Annotated in this window: 12 protein-coding genes; 6 read left to right on the forward strand and 6 right to left on the reverse strand. The window is 68.1% G+C overall.

The window, feature by feature from the left end:
• Positions 1–82: 82 nt before the first annotated feature.
• Positions 83–859: a helix-turn-helix domain-containing protein gene (locus CAL28_RS16165; RefSeq protein WP_094842321.1), complete on the reverse strand. Its 777-nt coding sequence runs from the start codon at positions 857–859 to the stop codon at positions 83–85.
• Positions 860–1,199: 340 nt separating this feature from the next.
• Here CAL28_RS16165 and CAL28_RS16170 point away from each other — a divergent pair, with 340 nt between their 5' ends.
• From CAL28_RS16170 to CAL28_RS16180, 3 genes are all read left to right on the forward strand, one after another.
• Positions 1,200–1,751: a hypothetical protein gene (locus CAL28_RS16170; protein WP_094842322.1), complete on the forward strand. Its 552-nt coding sequence runs from the start codon at positions 1,200–1,202 to the stop codon at positions 1,749–1,751.
• 234 nt (positions 1,752–1,985) lie between these two features.
• Positions 1,986–2,357, forward strand: a complete 372-nt coding sequence (locus tag CAL28_RS16175; protein ID WP_094842323.1) for a TraR/DksA family transcriptional regulator — start codon at positions 1,986–1,988, stop codon at positions 2,355–2,357.
• Positions 2,358–2,378: 21 nt separating this feature from the next.
• On the forward strand, positions 2,379–2,861 hold the full coding sequence (locus CAL28_RS16180; RefSeq protein WP_094842324.1) for a MarR family winged helix-turn-helix transcriptional regulator: 483 nt from the start codon (positions 2,379–2,381) through the stop codon (positions 2,859–2,861).
• An 11-nt stretch (positions 2,862–2,872) separates the two neighbouring features.
• Here the strand turns inward: CAL28_RS16180 and CAL28_RS16185 are convergent, their stop codons facing one another.
• The 3 genes from CAL28_RS16185 to CAL28_RS16195 all read right to left on the reverse strand — a co-directional run bounded on the left by CAL28_RS16185 (position 2,873) and on the right by CAL28_RS16195 (position 6,263).
• The gene (locus CAL28_RS16185; RefSeq protein ID WP_094842325.1) at positions 2,873–3,982 is read right to left on the reverse strand and encodes an NAD(P)H-dependent flavin oxidoreductase; all 1,110 of its coding nucleotides are present in this window, start codon (positions 3,980–3,982) and stop codon (positions 2,873–2,875) included.
• Positions 3,983–4,084: 102 nt separating this feature from the next.
• A complete protein-coding gene (locus CAL28_RS16190) occupies positions 4,085–4,975 on the reverse strand; it encodes a LysR family transcriptional regulator (protein WP_094842326.1) in 891 nt (296 codons plus the stop codon).
• A gap of 136 nt (positions 4,976–5,111) precedes the next feature.
• Complete coding sequence (locus CAL28_RS16195; RefSeq protein WP_094842327.1) at positions 5,112–6,263, reverse strand: iron-containing alcohol dehydrogenase; 1,152 nt, start codon at positions 6,261–6,263, stop codon at positions 5,112–5,114.
• 157 nt (positions 6,264–6,420) lie between these two features.
• On the opposite strand from CAL28_RS16195, the gene CAL28_RS16200 reads away from it, so the two are divergent.
• Together CAL28_RS16200 and CAL28_RS16205 are read left to right on the forward strand one after the other, a co-directional pair.
• The gene (locus tag CAL28_RS16200) at positions 6,421–7,677 is read left to right on the forward strand and encodes an aconitase X (RefSeq protein ID WP_094842328.1); all 1,257 of its coding nucleotides are present in this window, start codon (positions 6,421–6,423) and stop codon (positions 7,675–7,677) included.
• Positions 7,664–8,281, forward strand: coding sequence for an aconitase X swivel domain-containing protein (locus tag CAL28_RS16205; protein ID WP_254926146.1), 618 nt, complete (start codon positions 7,664–7,666; stop codon positions 8,279–8,281). Before CAL28_RS16200 ends, CAL28_RS16205 begins: the two co-directional genes overlap by 14 nt.
• On the opposite strand, the gene CAL28_RS16210 is transcribed toward CAL28_RS16205, so the two are convergent.
• Positions 8,259–9,752: an AMP nucleosidase gene (locus CAL28_RS16210; protein WP_094842329.1), complete on the reverse strand. Its 1,494-nt coding sequence runs from the start codon at positions 9,750–9,752 to the stop codon at positions 8,259–8,261. The two genes, CAL28_RS16205 and CAL28_RS16210, sit on opposite strands and share 23 nt — an antisense overlap.
• A gap of 150 nt (positions 9,753–9,902) precedes the next feature.
• Positions 9,903–11,024: a branched-chain amino acid ABC transporter substrate-binding protein gene (locus CAL28_RS16215; protein ID WP_094842330.1), complete on the reverse strand. Its 1,122-nt coding sequence runs from the start codon at positions 11,022–11,024 to the stop codon at positions 9,903–9,905.
• 267 nt (positions 11,025–11,291) lie between these two features.
• On the opposite strand from CAL28_RS16215, the gene CAL28_RS16220 reads away from it, so the two are divergent.
• Entirely contained in the window at positions 11,292–11,885 is a 594-nt protein-coding gene (locus tag CAL28_RS16220) for an RBBP9/YdeN family alpha/beta hydrolase (RefSeq protein ID WP_094844668.1), read from the forward strand.
• The last annotated feature ends 15 nt before the right edge of the window (positions 11,886–11,900 follow it).

An 11,900-nucleotide genomic window follows, 5' to 3' on the forward strand; every position in this document is an offset into this window, starting at 1 on the left:
CGCCGTGGCCGCCTTATCGATCGATTCGCGCTCCCGTCCCGATCCGGCGGGCCCTCTTGTCCGGCGTCGGCCGACGCCGGGCTCAGGCCAGCCGCAGGGCGGGCAGGTCCAGGATGCGCACTTCCTTGCCATGCAGGGCGATCAATCCGCGCTGTTGCAGGCGGGAAAACATACGGCTGACGGTTTCGAGCTTCATGCCCAGGTGCGAGCCGATCTCTTCGCGGCTCATGCGCAGCGTGAACGCAACCGGGGAATAGCCGCGCTCGGCGTAGCGGTCGGCCAGATCCACCAGGAAGGCGGCAACCCGCTCTTCGGCGCTCAGATTGCCCATCAACATCAGCAGTCCGGCTTCACGCACGATTTCGCGGCTCAGCATGCGCTGCATGCCGCGGCGCACATCGGCGTGTTCATCCGACAGTGCCTCGATTTCCCGGTACGGCAGCACGCAGACGACCATGTCCTCCAGCGCCACCGCGTCGGTCTCGTGCCGGCCTGTCGCGATCGCGTCCAGGCCGAGGAACTCACCGTTCAGATGGAACCCGGTGATTTGCTGCCGCCCGTCGCGGTACAGGCGAATGCTTTTGCAGGTGCCGGCGCGGGAGGTGTACAGGTTGCGCAGCGGATCGCCGGCGCGGTAGACCGCCTCGCCCGCGCTGACCTTGCGCGAGCACACGGGCAGCGATACCGGCCTTTCCTGCCCGCCGCGGCACAGTTGAGCCGCCTGGCAAAGCCGGCGCGCCCCGCAGCCGTCGCACGGCACGCGGCCGGCGGTCCTGGGTGGCGCGACGCTGTCCAGCCACGGCGCCGACCCGGATAGATATTCTGAAAATGCGAACGTGTCGGTGTGAAGGTTTTCCATGGCGGCTCCGTGGGGCGAATGTCGTTGCCTGACCGTACCGGCCGCGCCCAGACGCCGCGCCCCGTATGCAGGTGAACAGCATTGTGCCCAACAGGCCGGACGGCCAGTATCGGCGTTTACGGGACACTTTTTGTAGGGCATCGCCTACACGCCCGGCGGGACGCCGGCAGGGGGGCGGAGCGTGCCGCCGCCCGATTCCGCAACACGGTCGATATTGCAAAAAAGACACAGTTATGAAAAATCTGGCGTAAAAATCCAGTAAAAATATCCAGCCAAGTCGAAACCATGGTAGGCCGATTGGGATACACTTCCGCGTCGCCTTGAACGGGAGCCTCGCTCCATGCGCAAACCATTGGAATTTCTGGCCTGCGTACCCGTGCCATGGCTGCTGTTTCGCATTGTCGAGCCCCACGGCAATTACCTGGGCGCCCTCATCGTCGCCGCCGCGATCCCGCTGATCCGCGCGGTCGCGTACCGGACCCAGCACGAACGCATCGATACGCTTCCGAAGACGGTACTGATAGGCGTGGCGCTGTGCGGCGTCGTGGGCGCCGCGGTAATAGCGCTGGGGCTGTGGACGATATGGGCCGCGGCCTGGTCCACTGCCATGGGGGCGGTCTTCCTGGCATCGCTGCTCGTTGGCCGCCCGGTGCTGCTGGGGATCTTGCCGGAAGCGGGCGCGCCTTCGTCGGGCAAGCCCGCCGTCGTGCTGACGGCGACCTGGGGCGTGGCCTTCCTTTTCGAGGGCTGGTGGCAAGTGTGGTCGCGCGCCGACTGGCCGTTCCAGCATTTCCTCGCGGCGGTCCCGGCGGTGAGCTATCTGATCATGCTGGGCCTGGTCGCCTGGTCGTTCTGGTACACGCGCCAGCTCGAACACCTGCCCGCCTCCTGATGCGCGCGGCAGCATGCCGCGCCCTTACCCAGGCCAGGCGTCGATTTCCGCGATGCCGTTCCCATTCCTGCTCGTCCATCGCCTACCGCGCCCTTTGCCGGCGCGGCAACCTCGCCTGCCGTCCGCCTGGAACGCTACTTGATAGGCATCCATGCCGCCCCGCGTGCGTTTGATCGCCATCAAGCATGGCACTCGCGGACCGGCGGACAATGATTTCCATAAAGGAGCGAGGCCATGTCCCACTTATCCGCCGCGGAGCTTACCGCCCTGGCGCAACGGTTGCGTGACATCCGCGCCCGCGCGCTTCTGGAAATGCAAGGCGGCGCCGATACGGGTGCCGAGCGGACGGGCGCCGGCCACGAAGCCGGCGATGCCGCGGATGCCGCGGAACCGCGCCGGCAGGACGAAGTGCGCTGGGCCGAAATGGAAATCGACCGCCACACCCTGGCCAATGTCGACCGCGCGCTGGCGCGCCTGGCGCAGGACGAATACGGCATCTGCATCGACTGCCAGGGTGCCATACCGCAAGCGCGCCTGTTTGCCTTGCCCACCGCCATCCGTTGCGCGGCCTGCCAGGCCGTGGCCGAAGCCCACGGACGCGCCTGAAGTGGCTGTACCATAGCCGGCATGTCGCGCTCTCCCATTCCCCGCCTGGACCAGCTGTCACGGCGCCATGCCGATACCGCCGCCTCGCGTACGCTGCAGGCGGACGACTTCGTCGCCCTGGCGCGCCTGCGCTTCGCCTTGCGCCAGTTCACCGCCTTCAGCGAATCCGCGGCGGCCGAGCGCGGACTGACACCGCAGCAGCACCAGGCACTGCTGGCGATCAAGGCCGCGCCGGACGAGACGATGACCGTGGGCGAAATCGCCGATTGGCTGTTGCTGCGGCCGCACAGTGCCGGCGAGCTGATCAATCGGCTGGAGCGCATGGGCCTGGTCGAACGCCGGGCCGACGCGATGGACCGGCGCAAGGTGCACGTGGCCCTGACGCGCGCGGCGCAGGACAAGCTGGATGCCTTGTCGGCCGCCCATTTCGAGGAACTGCGCGCCATCGGCCCGATGTTGCGCGAGCTGCTGGCGCACTTCGATTCGGATACCGCCGGCGAATAGCCGGTGGATGGCTATCTCGCCGGCGAACCGCCTTGCAAGGCCAGCAGCCCTTGCAGGGATTCGTCCAGTTCGGCGTCCAGCGCCGCGACCAGTTCAGCGGCCGGCAATGCCCGCGACAATCTCACCGCCTGGCCGGCCCATTGCGCCGCGAAGTCGCTGTTGCCGCGCGCCTTGGCCGCCGCGTTCAGCGCCTTGCCGGCATCGTAGGCAATGGGATAGTCCGGCACGGCGGGACTGTCCGCCGCTTCGCCCAACTGCATCAGGCGGTTGTAGAGCCCGCGGGCGCGGCGACCGGAGATGGCCGCGGTCATGGAGGTGACCGCCCGCGCATCCGCCATCGCCGCGCGGAACGCCGCATCGGCGGATGACTCCGGACACGCGACGAAGGCCGTGCCCAGTTGCGCGCCCTGCGCGCCCAAGGCCAGCACGGCGGCGATACCCGCGCCGTCCATGATGCCGCCGGCCGCCACCACGGGCAGATCGATGCGGCGCACCAGCAGCCGCGTCAAGGCCAGGGTGCCGAGGCGCTCGTCCCTCGCGCCGGGATCGAATACGCCGCGATGGCCGCCGGCTTCGTAGCCCTGCGCCACGATCGCGTCGACACCGGCGTCCCGGATGCGCAGCGCTTCCTCCACGCTGGTGGCGCTGGCCATCAGGTAGATGCCGGCATCGCGCAGCGCGCGGATGCGGGCGGCATCCGGCAGGCCGAAATGAAAGCTGACCACCGCCGGCCGCTCCGCCAGGAAGACCTCGAGCATGGCATCGTCCTGCACGAAGCTGGTGTAGATCTCGCCCAAGGCCTGGGGCGGGTCGGTGCCGAATTCGCGAAACACCGGCGCCAGGTAGGACAGCCATGCGGCCTCCACGGCCGCATCGGCCACGGCCGGACGATGGCAGAACACGTTCACGCCGAACGGCCGTTGCGTCAGCGCGCGCGTGTCGGCGATCGCCTTGCGCGCCGCCGCCGCGGTCATCGCCCCGACGCCCAAAAATCCCAGCGCCCCCGCGTTGGCCGATGCGGCGGCCAGCGCGGGGGTGGTCACGCCGGCCATGGGCGCCTGGACGATGGGCGTGGACAATCCCAGGCGTTCTGTGAACGGGGTGCGGATGCGGGCTGGCATGATGGGCTCCTTGGCTGGGCTATCGGATGTGCTGTGGGATGCGCTATCGGATGTGCTGCGGGATGTTTTCGGGCCGGACGGCGCCACGCGCGGCGGACGGGATCAGGCCGCGACGCGCCGCATCTCCTCGTAAAAGGCCGTGCAGGCCGACGTTGCGTACCCCGCGCGGCGGATCAGGAAGCTATTGACGGTGCGCAGATAGGCGGTGCGCGCGGCGGCCGCCGCCGGATGCATTTCGAATACGGATTGCGGGATCGCCGCCACCGCCGTGCCGGCCATCACGCAGGCCAGGATGGAGGCATACGAGCCCTGCTCCACGATGCCCCAGCCGTCCAGGCTGTCGCCGTCGCGCGCGAGCCAGTCGTCGATGCAATTGCGATACGTGCAACCCTGCCCGAAGGCCGCGATGTTGCGCACGCGCACGTCGCGCGCGCGCCGGATGCGCGGATGCGACGGCGGCGCCACCAGCAGCAATCTTTCCGAAAACAGATAGCTGCCTTCCAGATCCGCGCCCAGGCGCGCCATGTCCGCGTGCTCCGGGCGGCCTTCGCCGGGATGCGCCACGATGGCACAGTCCAGGCGGTGCGCGCCCACCGCATCGGCCAGGGCCTGCGTCGTACCGGTCTTGATCTCGATGCGCACCGCCGGCCACTTGCGGTTGAAGCCGGCCAGCACGGCCGGCAGCCGGCTGGCCGCCGCGGCTTCCATGGAACCCAGTCGCAAGGGGCCTTGCGGCGCTTCGTCGCGCACGGCCTGTCGCGCTTCGGCGGTCAATGCCAGGATGCGCTGCGCATAGTCCAGCAGGCGCTGGCCTTCCGGCGTCAGGGTCATCTGCCGCCGCCCGCGCTGGAACAGCACCGCGCCCAGGTCCTCTTCCAGGTTCTTGACCCGCGTGGTCACGTTCGATTGCACGCGCCGCAGGCGCCTGGCGGCCCGCGTCACGCTTTGTTCTTCCGCCACCGCGCGAAAGATTTCCAGTTCGGCGATTTCCATGGGTTGCCCCAGATTCTTTTCAAGGAATGCTATCGCGATTCACATTCTTTTTTTGAGATATTTACCGTACGGGCACATGCCGGGCAGGCTTCGGGTGCCCGGTTCCGGGGAGCGCCGGCGTTTCCGGATCCGCGGATCAAAGCGCCTGGCGGTACAAAGCCGCGGCATCGTCACGGGACAGCTCGCGGGGATTGTTCACCAGCAGGCGCGTCTGCCGCATGGCATCGTCCGCAAGCAGGTCGATGTCCTTGGCGGCGATCCCCACGTCCGCCAGCCGCGCCGGCAGGCCGAGGGCGGCGGGCAGCGCCTCCAGGGTGTCGATGAACGCCGCCGCGCGTGCCTCCGGCGACCCGCCGGCATGCGGCACCACTTGCTGGGCGAGTTCCGCGTACAGCGGCAGGGCTACCGGCAGGTTGAAACGCAGCACCGGCCCCAGTACCAGGGAATTCGACAAACCGTGCGGTACGTGGAACCTCGCGCCCACCGGATAGGCAAGCGCATGGACGGCCGCCACGGGCGCATTCGCGAACGCCATGCCGGCCATGCAGGCACCCACCAGCATGGCTTGCCGCGCCTCGCGGTCCGACGGCATTTCGCAGGCGCGGCGGATGTTCGCCGCCAGGAGCCGCAGCGCCTCACGGGCCAGGCTGTCCGATAACGGATTCTTCAGGCGCTTGCTGGTATAGGCCTCGATGGCGTGCACCATCGCGTCGATGCCGGTGGCGGCGGTGACGTGCGCCGGCAGGCCCAGCGTCAGGTCGGCGTCCAGCAAGGCCACGTCGGGCAGCAGCACGGGTGAAACCACGCCCTGCTTCATGTTTTCACCCGTCGTGACGATGGCGATAGGGGTTACCTCGGATCCCGTCCCGGCGGTCGTGGGGATCAGCACCAGCGGCAAGCGCGCGCCGCGCACTTTGTCCACGCCATAGATATCTTCCAGGCGGGTATCGCCCGCCGCCAGCAAAGCGGCCAGCTTGGCCGCGTCCAGCGAACTGCCGCCGCCGAACCCGACCACGCACCCGGCACCGCTGGCACGCGCCTGTTCGGCCGCGCGCAACACGACCTCGACGGGAGGCTCGGGTTCGACGTCCGCGAAGCACGATACCGCCAGGCCGGCGTCACGCAATGCCGCCAGTACGGGTTCGACCAGCCCCGCCCGCGCCACCCCCGGGTCGGTGACGACCAGCACGTGGCGCGCGCCCAACCGCCTGACGTGATCGGCCAGCTGGCCGACCGCGCCCGGCGCCACGATGACGGATTTCGCGGCGTGAAAAGCAAAGGTTTGCATAAGGGTGTCTCCTGGAGCGTCGTACATCATGTCGTGCATCACGTGTCGTGCATCACGTTACGCGCGGCTTCGCCGGCGGGCAAGCGCGGAAGATAGGGATGGAAAACCGGGGTCCGCACTACAATTCCGTTTTTCGCCGCCGCAAGGAAGCTCCTCCGTGATCGCGCTTTCCGACTACGACCAGGCCCTGCTCCGGGGTGAACGCGGCGAGGCCGCCGCCCTGGCCATGCGGGTGCTGGTGCGTTCCGCCGCCGTCATGGGCGCGGACAGCCTTATCGATATCGAAAGCGCCCATATCGACGGTTGCCTGTACCACGGCCAGGCCAGCCTGGATTTCGTCGAAAGGCTGGTGCGCGGCGGCGGCAAAGTCGTGGTCCCGACCACGCTGAACGTCGGCTCCATGGACCTCATCCATCCGGAGCTGTTCCGCGGCGGCGACGCGCTGCGCAGCGCCGGCACGCGCCTGATGCAGGCCCACATCGAGCTGGGCTGCGAATCCAGCTTTACCTGCGCGCCTTATCAGCTCAAGCGGCGGCCCCACCTGGGCCAGCAGATCGCCTGGGCCGAATCCAACGCCATCGTCTTCGCCAATTCCGTGCTGGGCGCGCGCACCAACCGCTACGGCGACTTCATGGACCTGTGCGCGGCGCTGACCGGCCGCGCGCCGCGCTGCGGCCTGCATCTGACGGAAAACCGCCATGCCGGCATCGTCTTCGCGCTGGACGACGCCTTTCCCCGCGACCCTGCCGGGCGCGATATCTGGTATGCGGCGCTGGGCCTGCTCGTCGGGGATCGCGCCGGCGGCGCGATCCCGGCCATCACCGGCATGCCGCGGGATACGACGGAAGACGAACTCAAGGCACTGGGCGCCGCCGCGGCATCCAGCGGCGCCATCGCCCTGTTCCATGCGGTGGGCGTCACGCCGGAAGCGCCCACCCTGGAAGCCGCGCTGGCCGGCCATCCTGCGCCGCGTACCATCCCTGTCGGCATGGCCGACTTGCGCGCCGTGCGCGCGACATTGAACCAGGCGGCGCCCGGCGCGGCGCTGGCCGCCGTCAGCGTCGGTACCCCGCATTTCTCGCTGGCCGAATGCGCCGCGCTGGAAAGCCTGCTGGGTGGAGGGCAGCATCGCTTCGCCGTGGACTTCTACGTCAATACCAGCCGCTATATCCTTTGGGAACTGGAGGCGACGGGACAGGCCGAACGGCTGCGCGCGGCCGGCGTGCAGTTCGTGACGGACACCTGCACCTACATCACGCCCATCATGCGGCAAACGCAAGGCCTGGTGATGACCAATTCCGGCAAATGGGCGCACTATGCGCCCGCCAATATCGGCGTACAGGTCGCCTACGGCAGCCTGCGCGAATGCGTGCGGTCGGCCATGCAAGGGAAGGTGTGCTTTGACGAAGCCTGATGCATTTCCCGCCCCGCCCCGCGTGGCCGCGTCCGCTGCCGGCGCGCCGGCGGGCAGCGCCCGGTATCGCGGCGAAACCGTCGTGCCGGGCAGCGCCCGGTATCGCGGCGAAACCGTCGTGCCGGGCAGCGCCCGGTATCGCGGCGAAACCGTCGTGCCGGGCAGCGCCCGGTATCGCGGCGAAACCGTCGTGCCGGGCAGCGGCTCGGGCGGCCTGCTCGTGCTGGAGGAAGCGCTTAGTTTCTGGGGCGGCTACGACGCCCAGGGCGGCACGATCGTCGAGCAACGGCACCCGCAGTTCGGCACGGCGCTGAAGGGCAGATTCCTGCTGATGGCGCGCGCCAAGGGATCCAGCTCCAGCAGCAGCGTGCTGGCGGAAGCCATACGCAACGGCACCGGCCCCGCCGCCATCGTCATGCAGGATCGCGACCTGATCGTGGCCTTGGGCTGCATCGTGGCGTCCGAACTGTACGGCATCGACATACCGATCGCCGTGGTCGACACCCACACCTGGCAGGCGCTGGCCGCGCTGCCGGCCGGCGCGCCGCTGCGGCTGGATGCCGGCGACGCGCGCTGCGAGATTACTGGAACGCCGTTTCCATGAAGCTGCGCAGCTTGCGCGAATGCAGGCGCTCGGGCGGCATTTCACGCAGCCGTTCCAGCGCGCGGATGCCGATTTCCAGGTGCTGCCCTACCTGGCGACGGTAAAAGGCCGTGGCCATGCCGGGCAGTTTCAATTCGCCGTGCAGCGGCTTGTCCGACACGCATAGCAAGGTGCCGTACGGCACGCGAAAGCGAAAACCGTTGGCCGCGATGGTGGCCGATTCCATGTCCAGGGCGATGGCGCGCGACTGCGCGAATCGCTGGACCGGTTCGGATTGGTCGCGCAGTTCCCAGTTGCGGTTATCGATGGTGGCCACCGTGCCGGTGCGCATGATGCGCTTGAGCTCCCACCCCGACAGGCCGGCGACTTCCTCCACGGCCTGTTCCAGCGCCACCTGCACTTCGGCCAGCGGCGGCACCGGTACCCAGGTCGGCAGGTCCGCATCCAGCACGTGGTCGTCGCGCACATAGCCATGCGCCAGCACATAGTCGCCCAGGCGCTGCGAGGTACGCAGGCCCGCGCAATGCCCCAGCATCAGCCACGCGTGCGGGCGCAGCACCGCAATGTGGTCGGTAATCGTCTTGGCATTGGACGGCCCCACCCCGATATTGACCAGGGTGATGCCGGAATGGCCGGCGCGCGTCAGATGGTAGGCCGGCATCTGGGGCAAGCGGCCCGGCGTGGGCTCCGCCACCACGGGTTCGCCCCGCCGCGTGATCCGGTTGCCGGGCTCGATCAGCGCATCGTAGTCGCCTTCGCCCGCGGCCAGCATCGCCCGCGCGCGCGCGCAGAATTCGTCGACGTAGAACTGGTAGTTGGTGAACAGCACGAAATTCTGGAAGTGCGCCGGCGCGGTGGCGGTGTAGTGCTGCAGCCGATGCAGCGAGTAATCCACGCGCGGTGCCGTGAAAGGCCCCAGCGGGCGCGGCTCGTTGTCGCGGCCATGCCAGGTGCCGTTGACGATGGCGTCGTCGGTGATTGCCAGGTCCGGCACATCGAAGGTATCGCGTAGTGGCCGGGCCAGCGCTTCCAGGTGTTCGCCCTCGACGTAGGCGCCCTCGGGAAAAGCGAAGTGCAGCGGAATGGGTACGTTGGATTCGCCGACTTCGACCGGTACCTTGTGATTCTGCAGCAGGTGGCCGATCTGTTCGGTCAGGTAGTCCTTGAACAGGCGGGGCTGCGTGATGGTCGTCTGGTAAACGCCGGGTTCGGCCACGTGGCCGTACGACAAACGGGTATCGACCGGGTCGTAGGTATGGACGGCGATGCGCACGCTGGGATAGCAGGCGCGCACCCGGACGGCCTGCAGCTCGCCGCCGCGCGTCAGGCGCTGCAGGGCCTCGCGCAGGTAGGCGGTATTGCGTTCATAGATGTCGATCAGGCGCTGGACCGCGGCTTCGGCACTATGGAATGCCTCGTACGGCATGAAATCGGGCCGGACGGTGGGGGATACTGCATCGACACTGCTCATGGGTGAATCTCCTGTGGGCCGCCCCCCGGCAAGGGCGGCCGGCCGACAGAGCCGGCGCGGCAGCCGGGGCCGTCCGGGCGCCCCTCGCCGCACGGTTGCCTTGGGGTGCCCCAGGGTGGCCCAGAGTGCCCCAGGGTACCTTGGCCCGCCTTAGGGCGCCGGCGTATGCGAACCGTCCTTGTGCCACTCGTAGACCTTGAAGGCGAAACTGTTCAGGTCCCCCTGCGAGTTCCAGGATACCGTGCCGATGGGCGATTCGATGCTGCTTTTGTGCAGCCAGGCCGCCACCTTCGCCGGATCCGTCGAACCCGCGCCCTTGATACCGTCGACGATGGCCATCGTCGCCGTATAGGCCGTCAGCTGGAAGGCGCCGGACGCATTGCGCTGCTTGTCCTTGAAGGCCTGCACCAGCTTCGCGTTGCGCGGGTCCTGGGAGAAGTCCGCCGGCAGGGTCAGCAGCATGCCTTCCACGGCCGGGCCGGCGATGGCGTTGATATCCGGATTGCCGGTGCCTTCCGGCCCCATGAAGCGCACCTTCAGGCCCTGTTCCGACGCCTGGCGCATCAGCAGGCCCATTTCGGGGTGATAGCCGCCGTAGTAGACGAAGTCGACGTTCTGGCTCTTGAGCTTGGTGATGACGGCGGAATAGTCGCTGTCGCCGGCATTGATGCCCTCGAATACCGGGACTGCGATTCCGGCCTTTTCCAGCTGGCTCTTGACCGAGGTGGCGATGCCCTGGCCATACGACTGCTTGTCGTGCAGTATCGCGACCTTCTTGGGCTTGACCTTCTCGATGATGTAGGCTGCCGCCGCCGGACCTTGCTGGTCGTCGCGGCCGATGGTGCGGAAAATGAAGTTGTACTTCTTGCCGTCGGTCAGGGCCGGGGCGGTCGCCGACGGCGTGATCATCACCACGCCTTCCTGATCGTAGATCGGCGCGGCGGCGATCGTCGCGCCGGAGCAGACCCCGCCCACGACGAAGCTGATCTTCTCGTTCACCACCCGGTTGGCCGCCGTCGGGCCCTGCTTGGGCTCGCAGCCATCGTCGATGATCACGGTCTCGAGCTTGTGGCCGTTGACGCCCCCCTGGGCATTGACCTGCTCGATGGCGGTAGCGACGCCTTCGCGGACCATGTCGCCGTACTGCGTGACGGGACCGGTGGTCGGGCCGACCACGGCGATCTTGATCGCCTGGGCCTGAGCCGGCGCGGCCAGCATGCCGGCCGTCAGGGCAAGCGCGGCCATGGCCGCCAAACGATGGTGCTTTGTCATTTTCATCTCCTGTTGCGCTCCGTGCCAAATGGCGGACTCGTGGTCCTCCAGGGCGTTTCCGCCGGCCACAGGCCGCCGGAAGGGACCAAAGGATACCGTAAAGCGGGACCCATTCACGCCGTCTCCGGGACACCCCGCAAATATCGGCCAGGTCCTTTTAAAAGATGCAATGGTCCGTTTCAACGCCCTATTTATATAACGGAAGGCATATAAACAAACGCAAATTAAGTTGTTTGCGCAATGAAGCGGCGGCGGCATTATCGCGGCATGCGATTTCAACCGATCATCGTCCCGGGTTGGATGGATTCCGGCCCCGATCACTGGCAAACGCTCTGGGAGCGCAGCCTGCCCCATGCCGTGCGGGTGTGCCAGCGGGATTGGCACAACCCGGATCCGCGCGAATGGGTCGCCGCCGTGGCCGCGCGCGTGGAGGCGGCGCCCTGGCCGGCCTTGTTGATTGCCCACAGCCTGGGCTGCATCGCGACGACCGCCCTGCCCGCCGCGCTGCACGGCCGGATCGGCGCGGCGCTGCTGGTGGCACCGGCGGACGTCGAGCGGCCGGGCGCGCCGCCCTGCCTGGCATCGTTCGCGCCCATTGCGACGCAGGCGCTGTCTTTCCAGAGCGTGGTGGTCGCCAGCGACGACGATCCCTATTGCGCCCTGCCCCGCGCCCGCGAATTCGCGCAGCATTGGGGCAGCCGTCTCGTGGTGCTCTCCGGCGCCGGGCACATCAATGCGGCGGCCGGCTTCGGCAACTGGCCGGACGGCCTGAAAATACTGCATGCCCTGCGTCGCCGCGCAGCCTGGCGCGTCACCGCGCCGGTGCGCCGCATTCCTCCGCTGGCGCGGGCGCGCGCCTGATACCGGCGGGCGTCC

The organism is Bordetella genomosp. 11, from assembly GCF_002261215.1.
GTDB lineage: Bacteria > Pseudomonadota > Gammaproteobacteria > Burkholderiales > Burkholderiaceae_B > Bordetella_C.